This is a genomic window from Lentzea sp. NPDC055074, assembly GCF_053608005.1.
Genome location: NZ_JBSGUQ010000022.1, coordinates 70,955 through 93,533 on the forward strand (window position 1 = coordinate 70,955; position 22,579 = coordinate 93,533).

Annotated in this window: 28 protein-coding genes and 1 pseudogene; 16 read left to right on the forward strand and 13 right to left on the reverse strand. The window is 68.9% G+C overall.

Features of this window, described 5'->3' with window-relative positions:
- Positions 1-9 precede the first annotated feature (9 nt).
- The 5 genes and pseudogenes from ACWF7A_RS36715 to rnhA all read left to right on the forward strand — a co-directional run.
- The gene (locus ACWF7A_RS36715) at positions 10-960 is read left to right on the forward strand and encodes an amidase family protein (RefSeq protein WP_452255100.1); all 951 of its coding nucleotides are present in this window, start codon (positions 10-12) and stop codon (positions 958-960) included.
- Positions 957-1,277 (forward strand): hypothetical protein, encoded by a 321-nt coding sequence (locus ACWF7A_RS36720; protein WP_452255101.1) that lies wholly within the window; start codon positions 957-959, stop codon positions 1,275-1,277. Before ACWF7A_RS36715 ends, ACWF7A_RS36720 begins: the two co-directional genes overlap by 4 nt.
- 133 nt (positions 1,278-1,410) lie before the next feature.
- A complete protein-coding gene (locus tag ACWF7A_RS36725; RefSeq protein ID WP_452255102.1) occupies positions 1,411-2,058 on the forward strand; it encodes a hypothetical protein in 648 nt (215 codons plus the stop codon).
- 44 nt (positions 2,059-2,102) lie between these two features.
- The gene (locus tag ACWF7A_RS36730; RefSeq protein ID WP_452255103.1) at positions 2,103-2,480 is read left to right on the forward strand and encodes a DUF1801 domain-containing protein; all 378 of its coding nucleotides are present in this window, start codon (positions 2,103-2,105) and stop codon (positions 2,478-2,480) included.
- A gap of 11 nt (positions 2,481-2,491) precedes the next feature.
- Positions 2,492-2,935: pseudogene (rnhA, locus tag ACWF7A_RS36735) on the forward strand (ribonuclease HI); the annotation flags it as partial.
- Positions 2,936-3,261: 326 nt separating this feature from the next.
- Here the strand turns inward: rnhA and ACWF7A_RS36740 are convergent.
- The gene (locus tag ACWF7A_RS36740) at positions 3,262-3,861 is read right to left on the reverse strand and encodes a class I SAM-dependent methyltransferase (protein ID WP_452255104.1); all 600 of its coding nucleotides are present in this window, start codon (positions 3,859-3,861) and stop codon (positions 3,262-3,264) included.
- Between the two features lie 20 nt (positions 3,862-3,881).
- On the reverse strand, positions 3,882-5,018 hold the full coding sequence (locus ACWF7A_RS36745; protein WP_452255105.1) for an aminotransferase-like domain-containing protein: 1,137 nt from the start codon (positions 5,016-5,018) through the stop codon (positions 3,882-3,884).
- A 75-nt stretch (positions 5,019-5,093) separates the two neighbouring features.
- Here ACWF7A_RS36745 and ACWF7A_RS36750 point away from each other — a divergent pair, with 75 nt between their 5' ends.
- From ACWF7A_RS36750 to ACWF7A_RS36760, 3 genes are read left to right on the forward strand one after another with little or no spacing between them, the layout of a single operon-like run.
- Positions 5,094-5,549, forward strand: a complete 456-nt coding sequence (locus ACWF7A_RS36750) for a GyrI-like domain-containing protein (protein ID WP_452255106.1) — start codon at positions 5,094-5,096, stop codon at positions 5,547-5,549.
- 36 nt (positions 5,550-5,585) lie between these two features.
- A complete protein-coding gene (locus ACWF7A_RS36755) occupies positions 5,586-5,897 on the forward strand; it encodes an ArsR/SmtB family transcription factor (protein WP_452255107.1) in 312 nt (103 codons plus the stop codon).
- 2 nt (positions 5,898-5,899) lie between these two features.
- Entirely contained in the window at positions 5,900-6,781 is an 882-nt protein-coding gene (locus tag ACWF7A_RS36760; protein ID WP_452255108.1) for an SRPBCC domain-containing protein, read from the forward strand.
- A gap of 1 nt (position 6,782) precedes the next feature.
- Here the strand turns inward: ACWF7A_RS36760 and ACWF7A_RS36765 are convergent, their stop codons facing one another.
- From ACWF7A_RS36765 to ACWF7A_RS36780, 4 genes are all read right to left on the reverse strand, one after another.
- Complete coding sequence (locus tag ACWF7A_RS36765) at positions 6,783-8,375, reverse strand: toll/interleukin-1 receptor domain-containing protein (protein ID WP_452255109.1); 1,593 nt, start codon at positions 8,373-8,375, stop codon at positions 6,783-6,785.
- Positions 8,376-8,605: 230 nt separating this feature from the next.
- Positions 8,606-9,460: a helix-turn-helix domain-containing protein gene (locus ACWF7A_RS36770; protein WP_452255110.1), complete on the reverse strand. Its 855-nt coding sequence runs from the start codon at positions 9,458-9,460 to the stop codon at positions 8,606-8,608.
- Between the two features lie 222 nt (positions 9,461-9,682).
- The gene (locus ACWF7A_RS36775; protein WP_452255111.1) at positions 9,683-9,877 is read right to left on the reverse strand and encodes a DUF397 domain-containing protein; all 195 of its coding nucleotides are present in this window, start codon (positions 9,875-9,877) and stop codon (positions 9,683-9,685) included.
- Between the two features lie 214 nt (positions 9,878-10,091).
- Entirely contained in the window at positions 10,092-10,919 is an 828-nt protein-coding gene (locus tag ACWF7A_RS36780; protein WP_452255112.1) for a hypothetical protein, read from the reverse strand.
- A gap of 45 nt (positions 10,920-10,964) precedes the next feature.
- Between ACWF7A_RS36780 and ACWF7A_RS36785 the strand changes: the two genes are divergently transcribed.
- Entirely contained in the window at positions 10,965-11,699 is a 735-nt protein-coding gene (locus ACWF7A_RS36785; protein ID WP_452255113.1) for a class I SAM-dependent methyltransferase, read from the forward strand.
- Here ACWF7A_RS36785 and ACWF7A_RS36790 read toward each other — a convergent pair.
- A complete protein-coding gene (locus ACWF7A_RS36790; protein ID WP_253323617.1) occupies positions 11,678-11,890 on the reverse strand; it encodes a hypothetical protein in 213 nt (70 codons plus the stop codon). The genes ACWF7A_RS36785 and ACWF7A_RS36790 overlap by 22 nt on opposite strands.
- Positions 11,891-11,918: 28 nt before the next feature.
- The gene (locus tag ACWF7A_RS36795) at positions 11,919-12,980 is read right to left on the reverse strand and encodes a DNA polymerase IV (RefSeq protein WP_452255114.1); all 1,062 of its coding nucleotides are present in this window, start codon (positions 12,978-12,980) and stop codon (positions 11,919-11,921) included.
- A 10-nt stretch (positions 12,981-12,990) separates the two neighbouring features.
- Between ACWF7A_RS36795 and ACWF7A_RS36800 the strand changes: the two genes are divergently transcribed.
- Entirely contained in the window at positions 12,991-13,437 is a 447-nt protein-coding gene (locus ACWF7A_RS36800; protein WP_452255115.1) for an NUDIX domain-containing protein, read from the forward strand.
- Here the strand turns inward: ACWF7A_RS36800 and ACWF7A_RS36805 are convergent.
- The 3 genes from ACWF7A_RS36805 to ACWF7A_RS36815 form a co-directional block, all read right to left on the reverse strand.
- A complete protein-coding gene (locus ACWF7A_RS36805; protein WP_452255116.1) occupies positions 13,424-14,557 on the reverse strand; it encodes an endonuclease in 1,134 nt (377 codons plus the stop codon). The two genes, ACWF7A_RS36800 and ACWF7A_RS36805, sit on opposite strands and share 14 nt — an antisense overlap.
- A 98-nt stretch (positions 14,558-14,655) precedes the next feature.
- Positions 14,656-15,561, reverse strand: a complete 906-nt coding sequence (locus tag ACWF7A_RS36810; RefSeq protein WP_452255117.1) for an NADP-dependent oxidoreductase — start codon at positions 15,559-15,561, stop codon at positions 14,656-14,658.
- 79 nt (positions 15,562-15,640) lie between these two features.
- Positions 15,641-16,141 carry a DinB family protein gene (locus ACWF7A_RS36815; RefSeq protein ID WP_452255118.1) on the reverse strand — a complete coding sequence of 167 codons (501 nt, stop codon included), beginning with the start codon at positions 16,139-16,141 and terminating at the stop codon, positions 15,641-15,643.
- Positions 16,142-16,233: 92 nt separating this feature from the next.
- Here ACWF7A_RS36815 and ACWF7A_RS36820 point away from each other — a divergent pair, with 92 nt between their 5' ends.
- Genes ACWF7A_RS36820 through ACWF7A_RS36830 form a run of 3 tightly spaced genes read left to right on the forward strand, consistent with a single transcriptional unit; the run spans position 16,234 to position 18,630 of the window.
- Positions 16,234-16,899, forward strand: coding sequence for a YqeB family protein (locus ACWF7A_RS36820; RefSeq protein WP_452255119.1), 666 nt, complete (start codon positions 16,234-16,236; stop codon positions 16,897-16,899).
- Complete coding sequence (locus tag ACWF7A_RS36825; protein WP_452255120.1) at positions 16,887-17,483, forward strand: TetR/AcrR family transcriptional regulator; 597 nt, start codon at positions 16,887-16,889, stop codon at positions 17,481-17,483. Before ACWF7A_RS36820 ends, ACWF7A_RS36825 begins: the two co-directional genes overlap by 13 nt.
- Positions 17,484-17,487: 4 nt before the next feature.
- Positions 17,488-18,630 carry a cysteine desulfurase-like protein gene (locus tag ACWF7A_RS36830; RefSeq protein WP_452255121.1) on the forward strand — a complete coding sequence of 381 codons (1,143 nt, stop codon included), beginning with the start codon at positions 17,488-17,490 and terminating at the stop codon, positions 18,628-18,630.
- On the opposite strand, the gene ACWF7A_RS36835 is transcribed toward ACWF7A_RS36830, so the two are convergent.
- On the reverse strand, positions 18,623-20,236 hold the full coding sequence (locus ACWF7A_RS36835) for a hypothetical protein (RefSeq protein ID WP_452255122.1): 1,614 nt from the start codon (positions 20,234-20,236) through the stop codon (positions 18,623-18,625). The genes ACWF7A_RS36830 and ACWF7A_RS36835 overlap by 8 nt on opposite strands.
- Positions 20,237-20,319: 83 nt before the next feature.
- On the opposite strand from ACWF7A_RS36835, the gene ACWF7A_RS36840 reads away from it, so the two are divergent.
- A complete protein-coding gene (locus tag ACWF7A_RS36840) occupies positions 20,320-20,505 on the forward strand; it encodes a hypothetical protein (RefSeq protein WP_452255123.1) in 186 nt (61 codons plus the stop codon).
- Positions 20,492-21,412 (forward strand): YihY/virulence factor BrkB family protein, encoded by a 921-nt coding sequence (locus ACWF7A_RS36845; RefSeq protein WP_452255124.1) that lies wholly within the window; start codon positions 20,492-20,494, stop codon positions 21,410-21,412. Before ACWF7A_RS36840 ends, ACWF7A_RS36845 begins: the two co-directional genes overlap by 14 nt.
- Here the strand turns inward: ACWF7A_RS36845 and ACWF7A_RS36850 are convergent.
- The gene (locus ACWF7A_RS36850; RefSeq protein ID WP_452255125.1) at positions 21,383-21,748 is read right to left on the reverse strand and encodes a hypothetical protein; all 366 of its coding nucleotides are present in this window, start codon (positions 21,746-21,748) and stop codon (positions 21,383-21,385) included. The genes ACWF7A_RS36845 and ACWF7A_RS36850 overlap by 30 nt on opposite strands.
- 70 nt (positions 21,749-21,818) lie before the next feature.
- Between ACWF7A_RS36850 and ACWF7A_RS36855 the strand changes: the two genes are divergently transcribed.
- Positions 21,819-22,568, forward strand: coding sequence for a GNAT family N-acetyltransferase (locus ACWF7A_RS36855; RefSeq protein WP_452255126.1), 750 nt, complete (start codon positions 21,819-21,821; stop codon positions 22,566-22,568).
- Positions 22,569-22,579: the final 11 nt, after the last annotated feature.

The following is a 22,579-nucleotide window of genomic DNA, read 5'->3' on the forward strand; positions in this document are numbered from 1 at the left end:
AGGTGGATCATGCCTGACCGCGTCGCCGAGGCGCTGGCACGGCTGGATCTCGTGGAACCCACCCTGTGTGCGTTCCACGAGGTGTTCCGCACGCCCTCTCTCGACGTGGACCCCTCGCTGCCGTTCGCAGGCATGCCCATCGCCGTGAAACGAGGCGAACGCCCCAGCCACCGAGAGTCGTTGGTGACCATGGGTTGCACACCGATCGGACTGACCACAACGCCCGACGGCAGCACCCCGTGGCAGACGTGGGGCCGCAACTCTCGCGGCCTCACACGCAACCCATGGAACCTCTCGCGGACGCCAGGCGGCTCGTCCGCAGGTTCGGCCGTCGCGGTGGCGTCCGGCATCGTGCCGCTGGCCACGGGCGTCGACGGCGCCGGCTCGATCCGCATCCCGGCCGCCTGGTGCGGCGTGTTCGGCCTGAAGACGACCTCGGCCGAACGTGCCGCCGTCGGCGTGTTCACCCGCGACCCCTCACTGCTCGCCACCTACCTGGGCGTCACCGAGTTCGGAACACCCTCCGCCGTCTGGTCGACGGACCTGGGCTTCGCCGAGGTGGACGACGAACAGGCGTCGATCGCCTGGCAGGCAGCCGCTCCCCTACGCCCGACGCCCGTCCCGCTGGCGTTGAAGGACCCGGCGGACGACTGGTTCGCCGGCCGTTGTGGGCCGAATCCCGCCCTGGACGCGGTGTTCGAGACCGCGGACCTGCTGCTCACCCCGACGACGCCCGGCCCGCCGCACGGCCACGACGGCCCGGGTGCACGCATCAACACGGCGTTGACCTGGGCGTTCAACCTCAGCGGACATCCAGCGATCAGCATCCCGGCCGGGTTCGACTCGTGCGGCCTGCCGGTCGGGCTGCAGGCCGTGGCACGACACGGCCGAGAGGCGGATCTGGTCGCTGCCGCGCTGTTGACCTCCAGCGCGGTGGAGGTTGCACCCTGGCCGCCATGAACCTCGTCGTACGCGCGGAACAACAGTCCCTCTGGTTGTGCTTCGAGCCGTGGGCCAACCAGTACACGCTCCTGCCCGGGACCGCGGTGCTGGTCCGGTTCCCACCGGACACGCCGGTCGAGATCGCGCACCACCGCGACGGCATGACGTTCTTCTCCCTCGGCGCGCACCCCGACCTGTACGGCGAGGACGGGAGCGCTGTGGAGATCTACAGCGAGTACATGCCGGTCACGCCTGAGAACACGCCGATCGCGCTGCTGAGACACGTCATGGAGGCTGTCCCGCCGATCCGTGACGAGCCGGACCGCCTGAACTGACGGAACCGTGAGTCGGACTTGGTCGCCGCCGTCCGCGCTGCTGAGGCAAATCACCCGATCGAGTGTTTTGGACCCAATTCACCTCGCTGATCACGGTTCGTGCAGTGTCCTCGTCACCCGAAGGAGGCCACGGATGGCACGAAGAATCGGCGGGGCCGGGGGCGGATCGGACAAGGGCGCGGGCACGGCGGGCGCCGTGGTGGCCGCCGGGGTCCTGGCGATGTCGCTCACCGGCGGACTGTCGGTCGGTGGAGGCGCGTCCACGACCGCCGTCGACTCGGCAGGCGTGAATCTCGGCAAAGCCAGGTCCGAGGGCAAGAAGTCCGCTCGCAACAGTGACGCCGACGGCGCGTGGCGTCAGCTGAACATGAGGACGCTCAAGCGCACGGCCAAACCCGCGTTGGAGTGCGTCTCGCATTCATTCGGTCAGGTGCGCGACCACTTCGTCCGCAACCCGTGCAAGTCGCTCGACCGCACGCTGTTCGCCGTCGGCGACGACCAGGGCAACGTCGCGGTGGTGTCCGTGGCGTGGGTCGGCTTCCCGAACCGGCGTGACGCCGGAGAGTTCAAGAAGCTGATCGACGTGCACGGCACCGGGGACGTCAGCCCGCTCGGCGCCCCGCTGCTCGGCCTGGCGGACGTCCGATTCACCGGGTTGCACTACCAGTCGCGGACCGACGGCAGCACGATCGTCATCGCCGAGACCGAGTCCGCGTCGGGCAAGGTCAGCGGCGAGACACTGGACGCCATGGCGGACGTGGCGAGCTGGTTGCCGCGTTAGAAGGCACCATGTCGAGAAACGGCGAGGGGCTGCGACATAGGGCTATGGACACACGTGTGGACGACTACATCGCCGGGCTGCCGGACTGGCAGCGGGACATCTGCCGCGAGGTGCGCAGGCTCGTGCACGAGGCCGATCCGGCCGTCGAGGAGACGATCAAGTTCACCAACCGCCCGTACTTCGTGCTGGACGGCAACGTGTGCGCGTTGCTCGGCACCAAGGACCACGTGAACGTGATGCTCTACGACAAGGCGATCGTGCCGGACCCGCACAACATCATCACGAGCGGCCACGGCAACAAGACCGCGCGCATGATCTCCGTGTACCGCGACCAGCCGATCAACGCGCCGGCGCTCGTCGAGATGTTCCGCCACATCATCGCCAACAACCGCCAGCGCAAGACTGTCGGACCTCGTCGGTAGCCTCATGCCGCATGGAGGTCGAGATCTACACCGACGGTGCGTGCAGCCCCAATCCCGGGCCGGGCGGCTGGGGCGCCGTGCTGCGTTATGGCGCGCACGAGAAGGACATGTACGGCGGTGACATCGGCCCGACGACGAACAACCGCATGGAACTGATGGCGCCCATCATGGCGTTGGAGAGCCTCACGCGTGCGTCCACCGTGAACCTCTACACGGACAGCACGTACGTCCGGAACGGCATCACCTCGTGGGTGCACGGCTGGAAGGCGAACGGCTGGCTGACGAAGGCCCGTGAGCCGGTCAAGAACTCCGACCTGTGGCGCCGCCTGGAGGAAGCCGCCAACCGGCACGAGGTCGAGTGGCACTGGGTCAAGGGCCACGCGGGCCACCCGGAGAACGAGCGCGCCGACCGCCTGGCCGTGCGCGGCGTCGAGGAAGTGACGGGACGCGAGGTCACCCAGCCCGCGGCGAAGCCGAAGAAGGCCGCGAAGCCCAGGCAGCCGCGCGAACTGAGCGGCGAACCGTGCGGCGCGCCCACGAAGAAGGGCACGCCCTGCCCGATCACGGCGGGGTCGAACGGCCTGTGTCACATCCATGACCCGGCGTTGCAGTGCGGTGCCCTCACGAGGAAGGGTGCTCCCTGCACCATCGCGACCGGTGGCGGCCGCTGCGACCACCACCAGGACGCGCTGGAACTCTTCGCATAGCCGCGAACCGGCGTCGCCATGGGTTCGTCACGCGCATCGCGGTCGACCGCGTGGCCGGCGTCGGTCCCCAGGCGTCATAACGGCTCGTAGCAAGAGAAGACGGCGGGCTGGCCGGTGTAGTTCGGGCCGGCCCGGTCGTCGGCGCCCAGGTACGCGAACGGCAGCCGCGGCCTGCCCGGCCCTTCGAAGCCGACCAGGCGCCAGCGGTTGTCGTAGCTGAAACCGTTGTCCCGCAGTGCTTTGGTCAGCACGCGCCCGAGTGGGGACCCGTCGGCGCGACGTACGCTCGCGACGTCGAAGTTCGCGATGAGACGGCCGTCGGCCGCGAGCCAGGACGCGGCACGCGCCAGCAGGCCGAGCTTGTCCCCCACGTAGTGCAGACCGTGCACGCACGTCACGAGGTCGACAGGCTCCGCGGGCTCCCACCGGTCGACCGGCGCGACGACGAACTCGAGGCCGTCACGCGCCGGCACGTGGTGGTCGACCAGGTCCACCCCGGTGATCGTCACGTCGTCCCGAACGGCCTCGGCCAGCGCCTTTCCCGAGCCACAGCACAGGTCCACCCATCGGGCGCCGGATCTGAGCGTGAGGTCGGCGCCCAGTTCACGGCGATAGCCCCCCAGCCCTCGTTCGCGGTTCATCGCGCAGTTGGCGACGACCGACGAGCCCCACAACGCCTCGTCGTCCAGCAGGCTTACAGCAGCACCTTCGCCAGGCGCGCCATGCCCTCCCCGATCTCCTCCACCGTGTTGCTGGTGAACGACATACGCAACGTCGCGTGGTCCGGCTCGGTCGCGAAGAAGGCCGCGCCGGGCACGAAAGCGACGTCGTGCGCCAGGGCGTCCTTCAACAGCGCAGCGCTGTCCACGTCGCCGGTAAGCCGCAGCCACACGAACATGCCGCCGTCCGGGTCGCTCCACGTCGTACCGGCGGGCATGGTGGCGGGCAGCGCGGCGATCATCGCGTCGCGGCGGGCACCGTACTCGACGCACAGGCGGGCGATGTGGGCGTCGAGGTCGTTGTGCGCCAGGTAGGCCGCCGCGGCCGCCTGGTCCACTGTGGACGTGTGGAGGTCGGCTGCCTGCTTCACGATCGTCAAAGTGCGCAGCAGGTCCGCCGGGGCCCTCAGCCAGCCCAGGCGCATCCCGGGCGCGCCGACCTTCGAGAAGCTGCCCAGGTAGATGGTCCGGTCGCTCACCGAGGCGAACGACGGCATGGCCGAGCCGCGGTAGCGCAGTTCGCCGTACGGGTCGTCCTCCACGACCCACAGATCATGAGCGGCGGCGATCTCCGCGATCTCCACGCGACGGGACGCCGAGAGGGTGCGGCCGGTCGGGTTCGCGAACGTCGGCACCAGGTAGAGCAGGTCGGGCTTCTCCCTGGCCACGACGGACCTCAACGACTCGGGGACCAGGCCGTCGGCGTCGCTCGCGACGGACACGATCCGGGCGCCGGTCATCCGGAAGCACTGCAGTGCCGCCAGGTACGTCGGTTCCTCGACCGCCACGACGGCGCCGGGGCCGAGCATCGCGGTGGCCACGAGGGCGAGCGCCTGCTGGGAGCCGGTGGTGATCAGGACGTCCGACGTGGGCAGCCCGCGGCCGGTCAGGCGGGCCGAGACGAGCTCGCGCAGGGCCTGATTCCCTTCCGTGGGCGCGTATTGCAGGACCGAGCGGTCTCGCAGGGCCAGGTCGTAGGCGGCGCGCACACCGTCCAGGTCGAACAGTTCCGGGGCGGGAAGGCCGCCGGCGAACGAGATGACCTCCGGACGGGACGTCAGCGCGAGCAGGTCGCGCACGGGGGAACTGGCCACGGAGAGGGTGCGGTGCATGAACTTCACGTTAATCGGCACCCCCGGCCACCGGACGCCGATTTTCTGTCGGTGCTCGTGACTACCGTGGTGGACATGGACATCGAGACACGCGCGGAACAGCCCTACGCAGCCGTCCGGGGCACGGTGACGCTGGAGACGTTCGGCAAGGTCGCCGACCGCTTCCCCGAGGTCATGCAGTGGCTGGCCGATCGCGAGTTACCGGTCACCGGAGCGCCGTTCCTGCGCTACTTACGCGTCACCGCCGAGGAGTTCGAGCTGGAGGCCGGGATCCCGACCGTCGCCGAGGTGCCCGGCGAGGGCGACGTGTTCACGGCCACGCTGCCCGCCGGTCAGTACGCGGTCGTGCTGCACGAGGGCAGTCCGGACGGGCTGGCGGCCGTCACCGACGGCCTGCTCGCGCACGCCGTGCGGTTCGACCGCGACGGCGACAGGTGGGGAGCGCGCCTCGAGACGTACTTCACCGACCCCGCCGTGGAGGCGGACCTGAACAAGTGGACGACGGAGGTGGCCATCCGCATCGCGGACTGAGTGGCGGCTATATGCCGACCGAGCTATATTGCTGGCATGGCATCTACATTCGCTGTGCTGGCGGATCCGAGTCGCCGGGAGATCCTCGACCTGCTGCGTGAACGCGAGCGGCCGGTCGGCGACCTCGTCGACCGGCTGACCCTCACCCAGCCGACCGTCTCGAAGCATCTGAAGGTGCTGCGCGAGGCCGGCCTCGTTGAGGTGCGCACCGACGCCCAGAAACGCTGGTACCGGGTGTCGCCGGCGCCGCTGGCCGAGATCGACGCCTGGCTCGCGCCGTACCGGCGGATGTGGGAGAAGAGCCTCGACGCACTGGAACGCCGACTCGACGAGATCGAAGGGGACTGACCGTGGACGCCGAACTGCGGATGATCGAGGGCAAGCCCGTGCTGCGCTTCGAGCGCACACTGCGGCACTCGCCGGAGAAGGTCTGGCGGGTCGTCACCGATCCGGCCGAGATGAAGCACTGGTTCCCGGCCGAGGTCGACATCGACGGCCGGACGATGCGCTTCACGTTCCCGGACGAGGCACCGGTGGACGCCGACGGCGGCGAGGGCGAGCTGCTCGAGTCCGACCCGCCGAAGGTCTTCGCCTTCCGCTGGCTGAACGACGTGCTGCGCTTCGAGATCCTCCCGAACGCCGAGGGCTGCGTGCTGGTCTTCACGGCGGTCGTCACGAACAGGCTGTCGATCGGCCGCGACGCACCCGGCTGGGCCACCTGCCTGGACGCACTGGTAGCTCACGCTGACGGCACGAAGTTCGAGCCACCGACGGACCGGCTGTCGCGCATCGAGCACTACGTCCGGCACTTCAACCTCGACGAGGGCACCGACGAACCACAGGGCGTCCGCTTCGAACGCGACCTGGTCTGGGCGCCGCTGGACGACGTCTGGAAGCTCCTCACCGAGGGCGACGAGCGAGGCGTACCGGTCCGCGCCGCACACCCCGGCATCACGCCGGGCGAGGTCACGAGGTCCGAGGCACCCCGCCTGCTGGAGTACGAGTGGCTGCAGGACGGCGAGCCGAAGGGCAAGGTGCGCTGGGAGTTCGACCACGTGCCACTGCAGGGCACCACGGTCACCCTCGTCCAGGAGAACGCCCACGGCCCTGAAGCCCTCGCGGCGTGGCACGTGCACCTGGAGCTGTTCTTCGCAGCCACGCAGGGCGAGATCCGCTGCCCGTGGCCGGAGGCCCGGGAGGAGGAACTGGCCAAGCGCTACGCGGGCCGCTGAGTCACGCGTACCGCACGCGGTCCACGAGGAAGCGCCAGTCCGGCGGACACCGGCGCCCGAACCGGCGCGCGCTGGCTTGCTCGTACTCGAGCACGGCCCGCCGCCGGGTCCGCGGATCCGGCGCCAGGTCCTCGAGGTCGTCGAGGTCGGCGGCGGAGAGCCGGACGTCGGTGACCCTCGCCGGGTCGAGCCTGGCGACGGCCCACCAGGAGATCGCCGCGGCGTAGTCGTAGCCCAGAGCGCCGAACCTGCGCTCCGCCAGCAGGAAGTCGCGGACCGCGCCCGCCTTCTCCCGGCTGCCGAGGGAGAGCTCGGCGCGGACCTGGTGGGCCCTGGCCACCGCCTCCGGGTACTCGTCGGCGTCGATGACGCCGGTGACGAACGCCTTGCCGTCGTTGTACTTCCGGGAGGCGTGGCACAGGCGGGCGCGCAGCACCATCAACCAGTGGTACCACTCGCTCCCCGGCGACAGCAGCGATTCAGCCGACCTCGCCTTCGTCATCGCGGTGGCGAGGTTGGCCCGGTCGCCGGTCAGGTGGAACCGCGCCAGGCACCACTCCGCCCACAGGGAGGCGCAGAGTCCGACCTCTTCGCTCACGCTGCCGGAGATCGCGGTGAACTTCTCGATCGCCTGCAGCAGAAGGAGCTTGCTCTTGCGCAGGTAGAAGTCCCGATCGAAGTCCGCCCCCTCGGCCGCCATGCGCAGGAACACCGTTGCGTGGCAGAGGGTTCCACGCGCGGCCGTGTAGAGGTCGCGGTACTTCTCCGCGATCTTCGTGCCGTCCTCCGCCGCCGCAGCCGCTCGCACCAACCGGTGCTCGCGCAACAGGTACCACGCCTGTCCCTCGACGAGGATCTTCGCTTCGAGCGCGCCCTCACCGCGCAGACGCTCGGTCGCGGACAGCGTGGCCAGGCACATCTCGCAGAAGCGCCTCACCAGCTCCACGTCCCCGTGCGCCTTGGCCGCCCCCACGACCGAGTCGAACGCCCTGGCGAGTTCGATGTCACCCTTGCCGACCTCGGCCAGCCGCCAGGCCAGCGCGAGAGCCGCCGGCTCGGCGGGATCGAGGTCTTCGAGGTCCCGCAACAACTCCCGCACGCTCGGCGATGCGGTGGAAGGTTCCACGCTCATCGTCACACCACCTTCCGCGCCCCCCGCGAGCGCGTTCGCCAGCACCTCGAGCCCGGCCCCGGTGTCCGGGTCGAAGGTGTGAATCACCAGCGACTGCAGCACCGCGGGCAACAGGTTCTTGTCGAACCCCTGCGGCACCACCGGCACGACATCGCACCGGTAGGCCTCACCGTGGTGGTAGAGCTTGTGCCGCAAGAGCCTCGCCTCGTACCTGACGCCCTTGCGTTCCACGAAGTCGTTGGTCTCCAACGCACGCAGGTAATCCGGCGACACGACCACGAGCACCGTCCGGTCGCGGAACCCCTCCTCCATCCACGACGGGACGGACAACGGTGCGGCGACCGGCAGGTCACCGTCCCACCACACGTCGAACCCCCGCGAGCGCAACGACGTCACCAGCGCTCTGGCGACAACGCCGCCATCGCTGCTGCTGTAACTGACGAAGAGACCGTTCCTCTCCATTGCGGGCCTCCTTGCGGCGGGGTGACCTGCGGCCACCGATCACACTGGATCGATGAGGCGAGGCCATGTGACCAGGAAGGGCCCTGATGGCGGCAGTCAGATGCGGTCGAACGTCATAGGCTGACGACGGCGTTGTCTACTCGCCTCACTTTGCGCTGTGGTGCTGGTAAGCGGCGTTTGCCATCGGACGGGTGTCTGTTGGCGCAGGCACCCGTCCAACTCACGCTTGATCAACCTCCCAGGTGTTCGAGCCGCTCGTCGATGACGCGCGGCGTCTCACTGGCGGGCAGAGCGAACTTCTCGAGCTGGAAGAAGTACGTGAGGTACTCCCGCACCACTTCCGAGTCGTCCTGCAGCAGCGACGACCGGTACAACTGCTCGAGGAACAAGGAGTAGTCCTCCTCGTCCTCGCTGATCTCGAGGATCGAGAACGACGCCTTCATCGCCGGGTGCAGGCCAGCTTTGAAGGGCACGATCTGCAGGGAGATCTGATCCTTCTCGACCAACTCCCTGATGTGGCCGAGCTGTTCGCGCATGACCTCAGCGCTGCCGATCACCCGGTGCAACACCGACTCGTCGATGATGAAGAACATCTCCGGCCCGTCTGGGCTGACCAGGTTCTGGCGATGCATGCGGATGTCGACACCTCGCTGCATAGCCTCCGGGGTCTCGCCGCCCGCCACTCCGACCGCGGTCGCGTAGCGACGGGTCTGCAACATGCCCGGAATCAGCAAGGTCTGCACGTACCGGCAGCGAATCGCCACCGACTCCAGCTCGATGAACTGAGCGAACCCCTTGGGCAACCCCCGGTACTTCGCCATCCAGGCAGGCCGCTTGGTCGCGCGAGCGAGGCCGACCAGCTCATCCACACGTGAGGGCTCGGTGATGCCGTAGTGGAGCAGCAGAGCCTTCAGGTCGGTGACCGAGATGCCGCTCCTGCCCTGTTCGATCCGGATGACCTTCGAGGTGGACCAGTCGAGCGCTTCCGCGACAGAGTCCTGGGTGAGCCGCCGCCCCTCCCGGGCCTGCTTCAGCTCACTCAGCAGTTTGCGCTGCTGCGCAACGGGATTGCCCTTACCAGTCAAGGCTCAGCGCCCCTTCTATGGCACACATGGCCAGCATGCCTGCCATCATTTTGCCACCTGGCAACTTGATTGCAAGTAGTCTGAACGCATGCAAAGTGAACGACCTTAAAGTGACATGTTTTACACCGCCAGACGGCGGGATGCCACATGCAGAGTCGGACCGAAGTCGACGCACACTTGAGCGAGTTCGCTCGATCGAGCGAACTCGCTGGTGGGATGAACTCAGGACGAGATGGCCAGCCGCACGAAGGCAGCCCACGCGGCGGAGGAGCAGTCGATCAGCAACCCGGAGCGATCCTTCGAGTCACGCACCAGTACGCCCTTCTGCGGGCTCGCTGCGAACTCGACGCATGCGTCGGATGTACCGCTGTAGGAGCTTCGGATCCACCTGAGCTCTGCCGCCATCGTCGCTCCCATCGCACGGGGTCCCCGACCAGACCCACCGTCCACGGCCCGGCCACCCGCGTGCACCCCGGGATGGCGGGGGAGGAACGCCTCCAACCCGACGAGGCCACAGCTCAGAGTAAATCAATGCAGACGTCCATCAACATCCGCCAGAGGTACGCCGCCGCAAGGGAAAGAGGACAATTCAAGGACGGTCACCAACAGATTCTGTTGATATGACATGGAATCAGAGAGTGGCGAACCGGTCCACACCCACACCACTGATCAGCAACCGCTCCTTGCGGTTCCCGGTCAGCCGTTGGGTCCAGTCGACGAACCCACCGTCACCGATCTCCACCCCGTCGCGGAGAACCTTGAAGCACAACCCCTTGTAGTACCCGGTAGTTCGCGAGAGGTCGGCGGGAAGATCCCCGCGCACCACCTCGAACCGAGGATCCAGCACCGTCACGCGGAACTCGACGTCACCACAGGCCGCACGCAGGAACGCGACGTGCTCGGCAAAGTGTTCCAGCTCGAACCCGAGCGACCCACGGTCACGCCCGGCCGACACCACCGCGAACAACGTGAAGTGGGAGAAACGCCCAGCACCGCTGAACAACTGCGCCCGCACCACCCGCTGCACCGCCGCCAACCGCACATCAGAAGGCCCAGCCTGCCGACGCAACGCGGCTTCCAGCGCCAGCGCGTTCGTCGGGTCGGCGGCGACCTCGGTGCCGCGCATGGTCGACACGACGTTGTTCTGGTCCATCTCGGCCACGGTTGAACAGGTCCCCAACGGCATCACGGGAGCGAGGCACAGTACGGAGAACGACGGCGGCAGCGCGCCCAGCAAACGGTCCTCCGCCGCGCGCAACACCCCAAAAGGAACCGGAGAGGGCGATACGAACCGGTCGGACCGGTACTGCCGCAACACGTCCGGACCTGACAGCGCACCGGCACGGCGCCGGGCCAGCGCGAGCAGCAGGCTCGTGAGATCGCTGCCGGGCAGGGCCGCCAGGCGGTCCAGCACCTGCTCGCCGCCGACCGATCGCAGTACGCGCTCCAGGACGCCCATGCCTGCCATGATCCACGCGCCCGCCAGCGGATTAAGGTCAGAGCCATGACCGAAGTGCAGGAAGGCGAGCTGTGGGGGCGCAACGCCGCGCAACGGGCGGCACTCGGCGCGAAGATGTCCGTGCCTGCCTGGAAGATCGCGATCGAACGCACGGGCATCACCAAGGGCACCAAGGTTCTCGACCTGGCGTGCGGCAGCGGTGAGTTCTGCGCCGCCGCGACGGAGGCGGGCGCGGAGGCGACCGGGATCGACATCTCGCCGGCCATGATCGCGGTGGCGAAACAGGCCAGCAGTGCCGAGTTCCGCGAGCTGCCGTTGGGGCCACTGCCTTGGGAGGACGGCACGTTCGACGTCGTCACGGCGTTCAACGCGCTGTTCTTCGCGCGCGACCCCGATGAGGCGTTCGCGGAGGCGGTGAGGGTCAGCAAGGACTACGTGGTCGTGTGCCAGTGGCATCCTGAGCTGCCCAGCGATCTGTTGCTCGTCGGCAGGGCTGTGCGGGGAGGTAGTGCGCGCAAGGGCGCGACGTTGCCCGTGCCTCAGGAAGAACTCACGATCGACATTCCCCAGGTTCACCCCGATGAGGCCACGATGCTGCGCAGCTTCCTGAGCGTGGGCAGCTATCAGCGCATCATCGAAAGCGAGGGTGAGGAAGAAGTCGTGCAAAAAATCAAGGCCGCCGTTGAACCGTTCCGAACCTCAGACGGTACTTACAGGTTCTCGAACAAGTACCTGATGTCGGTCTTCCGCAAGAACGGTCAGGCGGCCAGGACCTCGTAGCCCGCGGTGGTGAGCGCTGCGGGGCCGGGACGGGTGCTGATCAGGCCCGCAGTCCTCAGGCGCAGGCCGGCGAACTGGTCGGCGCAGCACAGGCCGTCGACGAGCAGGGCACTTCCGGCGATCTCACAACGGCCGTCGGCAACGGCTCTGAGAACGGCGCGGTCGCGGTGCGTGAGCGATGAGTCAGTCATCTTCTTCTCCTAGCGGTGAATCCTCTACTTACTGATACGTCGAAGAAGAAGGCTTTGGTTCGACATCTTCGTCAGAGAATTCCGCGCGTACTCCGAGAAGACGTACGGCCCGGCCGTGTTCGAACCGGTCCAGCACGACCAGGGCGGCCGCCGCCAGCTCCTCGGCGGACGACGTCGGCGCAGGCAGCTTCATCAGCCGGACCTTCGTGAAGAACGGCACGAACCGCACCTTCACGCCCACACGCACTGCAGCGCGCCCCTCGGCGACCACGTCCGCGGCCACCTGATGCGCGAGCATCACGACCTCACGCCTGATGTCCTCCAACGACGCGAGGTCCTGCTGGAAGGTCTTCTCGTGCGACCGGGACTTCGGGACCCACGGCGTCGCGCTCACGACGGTGTCCCCCGCGCCCTGGCCGACGGTGCGGTAGTACGGGCCCATCCGCGGGCCGAAGCGGGCGGCCAGGTCGTGCACCGGCGCGGATGCCAGGTCGGCGACGGTCAGGAGGCCCATCTCGGCCAGCTTGCGCTCGGTCCTGGTGCCGATCCCCCACAGCGCGGACGTCGGCCGGTGTCCCATCACCTCGGCCCAGTTCTCGCGGGTCAGGCGGTAGACGCCGGCGGGTTTGCCGAACTCGGTCGCGATCTTGGCGCGCAGCTTGGTGTCGCCGATGCCCACCGAGCAGTGCAGGCCCGTCGCCGAGAGCACCGCCGCCTGCAGCGACCGTGCGAGTTCCTCGGGATCGTCCACGGACGCCCCGACGAACGCCTCGTCCCACCCCATCACCTCGACGACCACGGGGAACGAGCGCAGCACGGCCATCACCTCGGCCGACGCGGCCTCGTACAGCGCGTGGTCGACCGGCAGGTAGACGGCGTCGGGCAGCTTCTTGAACGCGGTCCGCAGCGGCAGTCCCGAACGCACGCCGAACTCGCGCGCCTCGTAGGACGCGGTGGCCACGACCGCGCGTTCGGTCGGGTCGCCGTTGCCGCCCACCACCACGGGCCTGCCGCGCAACGACGGATCGCGCAGCACCTCGACCGCCGCGATGAACTGGTCGAGGTCCACGTGCAGGACCCAGTCCGCCATGCTGGACAGTATGAAACGGTCTGCCGGGATCCTGCTCTTCAGACGAACGACCCAGCTCGAGGTGCTGCTGGGGCACATGGGCGGCCCGTTCTGGGCGCGCAAGGACGCCGGCGCGTGGTCCGTGCCCAAGGGCGAGTACACCGATGACGAGACGCCCGAGGCGGCGGCGCGCCGGGAGTTCGAGGAGGAGCTCGGGCTGCCGGTGCCGGACGGCGAGCTGATCGCGCTCGGCGAGACCAAGGGCTCCGGCAAGGTCATCACGGTCTGGGCGCTCGAGGGCGACCTGGACCCGGAGGCGGTCACGCCGGGCACGTTCGAGATGGAGTGGCCGCCGAAGTCGGGTCAGAAGAAGTCGTTCCCCGAGGTGGACCGCGTCCAGTGGTTCAGCGTGGAGGAGGCGAGCGCGAAGATCGTCTCCGCGCAACGCCCCTTCCTCGAACGACTCACGGCCAGATAGAGGCGACCCACTCCGGGTGGTCGATGAACGGGTTGCGGTTGTGCTGGTAGTTGCTGAAGATCAGGTCGTTGCGGCGCTTCTCGAACGCGTCCGGCGGGTCTCCGGCACTCCACTGCTTGAGGACCGAGAGCTTGCCGATGTAGGGCTGCGAACCGTTCGAGACCGAGTTGTTGATCTCCAGGTTCACGTAGCCGTCGTTGCCCTCGTAGCGCACGGCCATGTAGAAGATCATCCGCGCGACGTCGCCCTTCACCGCGGCGCGCGGCTCGAACGAGTCGCCGTCCGCGAGGCTGCCGCCGCCCTGGCTCACGGCTGAACCGCCGTTGTCGAAGTCCAGGTTGCCGCGGGCGGCGTTGACCGACACGTCCTCGGGACGCAGGTGGTGGATGTCCGTGCCGGGGCCGGTGGCCGTGCCGAAGTCACCGTGCGACTTGGCCCAGACGTGCTCGCGGTTCCACTGGTCGGCCCCGCCGCCGTTCGCCGATTTCGGGAGCGACAGACCGCTGTAGAGGAGCTTGACGTTGTTCGCGTTGGCCGGGTCCTGGTCGGTGACCTTCAACGCGTCCCAGACCTGGTCGTAGCCGAGCTTGGTCTGGTTGCGGATGATCGAGTTCAACTCCGCCTTCAACGCCGCGCCCCTCTTCTCACAGGCCGTCGCGTAGTACGCGATGCAGTTCGAAGGCGGTGGGCTGGTGGTCGTGGTGGGCGGCGTGGTCGTGGACGACGGCGGCGTCGTGCCGGCGAAAGCGAACGCCGTGGACGACGTCAGGCCCGCGTGCGCGAAGTACGCGCTCAGCGAGCCGGTCACGTCGATCTGCTTGCCCAGCAGCGACGGGTTCGACCGCATGCCCCACGAGGCGCGGAACGCCGAGGGGATCTGCACGTAGACCATGTTCGACGTGCTGGTCGTCGACGCCGAGTCGGCGAGCGCCAGCGCGTAGTCGTTGGTATAACCCGAACGGATGACAGTCGTCGTGGCCGTGGGTTGGCCGACGACATACCCGCGCACAGTCGCCGACGACCCGTTCTGGGTCGCGATCGCCTGCGCGACAGTGAGCGGAGCTGCTGCGACAGCGGCGGTCGACCCGTACAGGCCGACCGCCGCCAACAAAACGGCCACTAATGCAAGTGGACTCCACCGTGCCATGAGCACTCCCCGATCGTGTGGATGTTTCGCACACGATCGGTGTACATGGTCAACGCTCGGTTAACGAGGGGTCACGGCAGCAGGACGACCTTGCCCGTGGTGCGTCCCGACTCGACCAGCTCGTGGGCCTTCGCGGCCTCCGCCAACGGCACCGCGTGCTCGACCTGCACCTTGAGCTGCGGCAACGCGGCGAGATCGGCGCCCGACGCGGTGACGCTCAGGAACAACTCGAACCGGATGCCGAGCGCCGCGGCTCGGTCAACGTCAAAACCCGGGTTGCCGGGAATGATCGACACGAGCACCCCGCCGGGCCTCAGCACGCGGGCGGACCGCTCGGCGTACTCGCCACCGACGGTGTCCAGCACGACGTCGACCGGCTCGATCTCGGTGAAGTCCTGGTGGCGGTAGTCGATGACCTCGTCCACGCCGAGAGAGCGCAGGAAGTCGTGCTTGGCCGCGGACGCCGTGCCGATCACGTACGCGCCCTGGGCCTTGGCGATCTGCACGGCCACGTGCCCGACACCACCGGCGGCGGCGTGGACCAGCACGCGCTGACCGGTGGAGACGCCACCGCGTCCGACGAGCGTCTGCCACGCCGTCAGCGCCACCATCGGCGTCGCGCCGGCCTGCTCGACGGTCAGCCACGACGGCCGCCGCGCCAGGTTGGCGGCCTTCAGCACGGCGTACTCGGCGTAGCCGCCCCCGGCGCCGGGGAAGTCGAGCAGCCCGTAGACCTCGTCACCGGCCGCGAACCCCTCACCGTCGTGCTCGACGGTGCCCGCGACGTCCCAGCCCAGCGTGAACGGCGCCTCGCCGAGTGCGGGGAACCCGCCGGAGCGGATGTAGGTGTCGACCGGGTTCACGCCCGCCGCACTCACCTTGACCAGCACCTGACCGGGTCCGGCCACCGGCGTCGCCACCTCGGCGACCTCCAGCACGGCCGCGTCGCCCACGGTCTTCTGAGTGATGACTCGCATGATGATCCCCTCCGACGTCCTCGATGGGCACCATCCTGCAGTTAGCGCCAACTCCTAGAAAGTAGGCACTCAAAAGTGCCTAACTCTCCCTCAGATACAGATCGCGTAGCAGCGCCACCTCCGCGAGGTGGTGGATCACCTCACGATTGATGTGCAGCACGAGAGTCGCCATCGGCTCTTCGGCGAACGGACCCTCCGCCGGACCGACCGCAAGAGAGAGGTCAGCCTTGCGCGCGCCGGCCATCCACGTCTCGTACGCGTCGTCCAGCTGCTTCAACGCCTCATCGGCACTCTGCGCGAACTGCCAGTTCCCGTAGTCGGCGGGCGGACCGCCGAAGTGCGAGGCCGACCGCATGGCGAACACACCCACGGTGATGTGCGCCATCCGCCACGCGATCGTGGTGACCGGCGTGGGCTCGGGCGGCGGGTACTCCCAGTCGATCGAGTTCCCCCGCACGCTCCACGCGTCCGGCGTGGGCTCCCAGAAGTACTCGGCGTCCGTCAGGCCTTCGAGACGGGGCCTCGCCTGCACGTTCCAGTGGAACTCGAGCTGGTCCGTCAACTGCTTGTTCCAGTCCATGCGCCCGACCGTAAACCGGTTCGCGGACAACCACCGTCCTCCTTCCACACCGAAAACCAGAATAAACCGAGCGCTCGGTCTAGTATTCGCGCATGACGACCGTGCAGGAGAGCGCGGCGGTCCGCTACGGCATCTGGGTCGCGTGCCCGGTCGCCGGCGGCGCCGCGGCGTGGGGGCTCGCGCTGGCAGCCGGATGGATCACGACGCTCGGGTGGTTCCCGTTCCAGGGCGTGTTCGAGCTGGTCACGGACATGCCGGAACCGGTGGCGACGCTCGTTGCCCTGGCCGTCGGCGTCGTCGCGGGATTCGTGTTCGCGCTGTTCTGGGCGAACGACATGCTGTCGGTCGAGGTCTCCCACGAACGGATCGCGCTGCACAAGGGCGACAAGACGTTCGGCTTCGGCCGCGACGAGGTCGAGTCGGTGTTCACGGACGGCAAGCAGCTCGTGCTGCTCTCCCCGGCGGGCGCCGAGCTCGCCCGCGAGAAGTCCGACCTGAGCCGGGCGAGGCTCGAACAGGCCTTCACCGGGCAGGGCTACCGGTGGCGCGCCGCCGACCCGTTCGCCGGGGAGTTCCGGATGTGGATCGAGCACGCCCCCGACCTGCCCTCGGACGTGAACGCGCTGTTCACGGCGCGCCGGAAGGCCATCTCGAGGTACGAGCACGAGGAGGCCGCAGAATTGGCGCGGGAGATCCGCAAACGCGGCGTCTCCGTGCGGGACGAGAAGAAGAGGCAGTACTACAGGTGCGAACGGTAGATCCGGTCAAGCACGCGGAGAAGAAGCGGCACATCACCGACACCGCCGCGGGGTTGTTCGCCCGGAAGGGCTTCGAACGCACGACCGTCGCGGACATCTGCAGGGCCGCGGACATCAGCACCGGCAGCCTCTTCCACTACTTCCCCACCAAGCGCGCGATCTTCCGCGAGATCTTCGTGCAGGACGCCGACGACAACGCGGCCGTGTTCGCCGAGGCCAGGAAGCTCAGCCCGTGGGACGGCGTCGGGCTGATGGTCGACCACCTGTGCCGGCCCGCGCTGGACCGGGCCGTGGCGGGCCTCGTGCTGGAGGTCGTGGCGCAGGCCAGCCGGGACGCGGAGCTGTGGGAACTGGTCGGCCGCAACGAGCAGGTCGTGCGCGACGAGCTGGCCGCCCTGCTGCAGCAGGCGCACGACGCCGGGCAGATCGTGCTCCCGGTGAGCGCCCTGACGGCGGCGAGCTGGGCGCAGGCACTGGTCGACGGCCTGTTCGGCAGGCTGATCGACCCGGACTTCGACGCGACCGAACAGGTGATGACCCTGCGTTTGATCCTTTCCCGATTCGTGGGTGCTCCAGCACCATGAGGGCATGGCTTACGACGTCGCTGCGGTCCGCGCCCACTTCCCCGCGTTGCGCGAGGGTGCCGCGCACTTCGACGGACCGGGCGGCGCGCAGGTGCCCGACGTCGTCGCCGAGGCGGTCAGGAGCACGCTGACCTCGGCGATCTCCAACCGCGGCAGTGTCACGGCCTCGGAACGCAGGGCCGAGGAGGTCGTGCGGACCGCCCGGCGCACGATGGCGGAGTTCCTCAACGCGGGCAGCATCGTGTTCGGGCGCAGCATGACCCAGCTGACCTACGACTTCGCCCGCACGCTGTCGAAGAACTGGCGGCCGGGCGACGAGATCATCGTGACCAGGATCGACCACGACGCGAACATCAGGCCGTGGGTGCAGGCCGCCGAGGCAGCCCGCGCCACGGTGCGATGGGCGTCGTTCGACCGCGCGACCGGTGAGCTGCCCGTCGAGTCGGTGACGAAGCTGCTGTCCGACCGCACCCGCGTCGTCGCGATCACGGCCGCGTCGAACCTGCTCGGCACCCGTCCGGACGTCGCCGAGATCGCTCGGGCGGCGCACGAGATGGCGGCGTTCGTCTACGTCGACGGCGTGCACTACACGCCGCACGTGCCGGTGGACGTCGAGGCGCTGGACGCCGACTTCTTCGTCTGCTCGCCGTACAAGTTCCTCGGGCCGCACCTCGGCGTGCTGGCGGCGGCACCGGAGCTGCTGGAGACGTTGCGGCCGGACAAGCTGCTGCCGTCGAGCAACGCCGTGCCCGAACGCTTCGAGCTGGGCACGCTGCCGTACGAGCTGCTGGCCGGGACGACCGCCGCGGTCGAGTTCATGCGCTCGCTCGAAGGCCTGGAGGAGTACGAGCTCGGCCTGCGCGAGCAGCTGGAGACCGGCCTCAAGGAACTCGGCGTGCGCGTCTACAGCAAGGCCGCGTCGCGCACGCCGACCGTGCTCTTCTCCGTCGACGGGCTGGACCCGGCCGAGGTCTACCGCCGGCTCGGGGCCGAGGGCGTGAACGCGCCGGCCGGCCACTTCTACGCGATCGAGTGCTCGCGGTGGCTCGGCCTGGGTGACAAGGGCGCCGTGCGGGCGGGCATCGGGCCCTACACCGACGAGTCCGATGTGGACCGTCTGCTCCAGGCCGTGGCGAAGCTCAGATGAACAGGACCAGGGCGGCGTAGACCGCACCGACCAGGACGCTGATGTTGAGCCTGCGCGTCACGCGTTCGCCGTGGTGCTCGGCGACCAACGACCGGGCGCGGGCCCACATCACCTTCTCGCCGGCCTGCGCGTCCGGCAGGTGCGGTGTCGTGAGGACGTCGCCGTGCGGGCCGAACGCGAGCATGAGCTGGGGGCCGGACCGGCGCACGCCGTGCAGCTGCGCCCACGGCACGCGGTAGGTGAAGACGCCGGTGTAGAGCACGACCGAGTTGTGGTCGAGGCGCAGCATCGGCTGGAACCGCGTGACCGCCGAGAGCACGCACTGCACGCCGATCAGCCCGAGCACGATCAGCTCCGGGTAGTACTTCAGCGCGACCAACGCGCCGGCGGCCGCGAGCAGCAGCGCCACGCCCTCGATCCGCCGCCGGTCTCCAGGCCAGATCGCGTGCGGCAGCTCGACCGGTGTGCCCGCGGTGACCGGCACGCCCGGCAGGTGTGCACTGTGGACGGTGTGGCGGGGGCGGACGCGGTTCAGCGTGCTCGTCGCCACGACCTCGCCCTCGACCAGCAACGCCACCTGGCCGCCGTGGTGCCACTCGCCCGCGACGAGGACCTCGGCCGGGTCGTGCTGCAACGGCGGGTCCTCCTCGCCGCGCCACACCCGGCCGAACTGGTCGGTGTCGTGGTAGAGCGGCTCCTCGAGCCCCAGGTCGGCGAACGTGGTGATCGTGGCGACGTCCTTCTTGCCGTGCCGCAACAGGACGCGCCGCGGCCCGATCTGGTGGGCCTGCACCCGGATCGCCTTCACCGGGCCCGACCACAGCGAGCGGCGGCGGCGTTCCCGCGCGGCCAGCATGATCGAGAAGAACACGGCGGCGCCCCCGATCGTGAGCCACCACGTGACGTCCTCGGGCTCGTTCGCCATCCGCACCCAGGTGCCGTCCGCGAGCACCGGCACGTCGTCGCCCACGTGGTAGGTCTCCGGCGCGAGCGGCTGGAACGCGGTGCGCTGCTTGTCGGGAAGCTCCACCCACACCTCGTAGGTGTTCTTGATCTCGACGACCTCGGCCTCGACACGGCTGGCGTTCGCGACGTGCTGCTCGATCGCGTCGTTGGTGAGGCTGTACTGCACGAACGTCAGGAACCCGAACACGACCAGCAGCACGGCGACGACGCGCAGGACCCCGCGCTGCGGCGGCAGGTCCGGCAGGGAGACGAGCCCCGAGCCCGCGGCCTCGTGCTGGTCCGCGCGCGACCTGATCGTCCACGCCGCCACCACCGCGCACGCGGCGGCGTGCAGCCCGAACGCCACGTTCGCCACCGCGCTGCCGTCGAGCACGATGTCCATCGCTCCGAACACCACGCCCATCGCGCAGCCCGTGAGCACGCGGTTGAACACCAGCAGCAACGGTGTCGCCAGCAACGGCACCACCGCGAGGGAGAACAACGGGTCCGGCAGGCACGGCTGCGCGGCCGTGCACGGTGCCTCGTTCGCGCTCACGGCGAAGTAGAAGGCGGCGATCCACCCACCGACGAGCCCGACCTTGGTCACCCACCACGGAACCGCGGCCGCTTGCCAGCGCTGGAGGTCCACGGGACCGATCATGACACGTCCATTGCTCCGAACGGCGTGATTCCTCCGCAAGAAACCGGGTATCCGCAGCTCACCTAATACGGAGGTGGACACAAATGCTGGCCATCATCGCTGCTGTCTCATTCGGCTTGGCGCTGATCCTGGACCTGGCCAAAGCGGCCCTCGGTGAAGTGATCACCGTGAACACGCTCATCGTGCTGGGTCTGCTGCTGCTCGCGTTGCACCTCGCAGGAGTCGGCACCGGCACCCGTTCCTTCAGCTGGCGCCGTGCCCGCAGGTGACACCGTCGAAGGCCCCACCAGGTTGCCGAAGCGCGCCTGGTGGGGCGTTCTCAAACGGACGGTCAAGGAGTTCGGTGACGACAACCTGACGGACTGGGCGGCCGCGCTCACCTACTACGCGGTGCTGTCGCTGTTCCCCGGGATCATCGTGCTGACGTCCGTGCTCGCACTTCTCGGCGACTCGACGACGCAGGAGCTCCTGAAGTACGTCGACCAGGTCGCGCCCGGACAGGCGGGCGACGTGGTGAAGTCGTCCATCGAGGAACTGCGGAAGAGCCAGAACGCGGCCAGTCTGCTCGGCATCATCGGTCTGCTCACGGCGCTCTGGACCGCATCCGGTTACCTCGGGGCGTTCATGCGCGCGTGCAACGCCGTCTACGACGTCGAAGAGGGCCGGCCGTTCTGGAAGACCGTGCCGTTGCGGCTCGGGCTGACGCTCGGCTCCGTGGTGCTGGTGTCGCTCACGCTCGGCGCGCTCGTGCTGACCGGCGGCGTCGCGGACACCGTCGGCGACGCGATCGGGCTCGGCGACACCGTCGTCACCGTGTGGGACATCGCGAAGTGGCCGGTCATCCTGCTGCTCGTGAGCCTCGCGTTCGCGGTGCTGTACTGGGCCGCGCCGAACGTGCGGCAGCCCGGCTTCCGCTGGGTCTCCCCCGGCAGCCTGCTCGCGATCGTGCTCTGGGCGCTCGCCACCGTCGGTTTCGCGATCTACGTGGCGAACTTCGCGTCGTACAACAAGACCTACGGCTCGCTCGGTGGCGTGATCGTCTTCCTGGTGTGGCTGTGGATCTCGAACATCGCCGTGCTGCTCGGCGCCGAGCTCGACGCGGAGCTGGAGCGCGGCAGGCGGATGGCCGAGGGCGAGAAGGACCCGTCACCCGAGCCGCGTGATCTCCCCGGGTAGGTCGGCCTCGACCGCCGTCCAGACCCCGTCCGGCCCGGCCTCGATGCGTTCGCTCGTGTCGCCGGGGACGAGCACCCACAGCTGGTCCTTCCCGGACAGCCACACGACACCGATGCCGTCCGCACGCGAGCTCGTCGCGTACTCGTAGGACTTGCGGAACACGTCGCCGCCGTTGCGGTCGGTCACCCGCACCTCGCTCGCGCTCTCGGCGTGCGCGACGAACTTCCCGCTCGGCGACTGCTTGGGCGCGCCGGGCCGGGCGAACCGGTCCTCGCTGTCGCCGCCACAACCGGTGAGGACGAGGAGCAGGGCGACGAGCGCGGCCAGGGCCCTCATGGCAGCTCGAAGGCGCTGGGACGGGAATTGCCGTGCGTCATACCGCCAAAGGTAGCTAGCGTGATCGTCCGTGTGGGACGTTCTCGAAAGCTTTTACGACACTGTGCCCCGACCGGGATCTCGCGTTGAGGAACACGGCGAGCTGGTCCTGTTCGTGCAGGCGGGCGACGGCTACCCGTACTACGCGCGGCCGCGGTTCCCCGGTGGGCGGCCGACCGTCGCCGACGTGCTGAGGATGCGCGAACGGCAGCGCGAACTCGGTGTGCCCGAAGCGTTCGAGTGGGTGCACGAGACGACGCCGGGCCTGCTCGACGTCGCCACCGAGGCTGGCTTGGAGGTGCTCCAAGCGCCGTTGCTGGTGCTCGATCCGGCGAAGCTGCCCGCACCTCATCCGCACGTGCGCGTCCTCGGCACCCGGCCGGTCGAGGTGTCGGTCGTGGCGCAGCTGGCGTTCTCGTCACCGGGCACGGCACGCGGCGAGGCCGGAACGGCGGAACGGGACGCGGAACTGGCCGCCGCCGTCCCGGTGAGCACCCGCCACCGGCACGCGGTCGCCGACCTGCCGGGTGAGGGCGTGCTGGCGGTGGGCACCGCGCAACGGGCCGGTGACGTGGTGGAGATCGCGGGCATCGGCACGTTGCCCGCGGCACGGCGGCGTGGCCTCGGCGGCGCGGTCACCGCGGAACTGGCCCGGGACGCGCTGGAGCGGGGCGCGGAGCTGGTGTTCCTGTCGGCCGGCAGCGAGGAGATCGCGCGGGTCTACGAACGCGTCGGGTTCCGCCGCGCGGGTACTGCCTGCATCGCCGCTCCGCCCGGTTAGCCCGCGAAATC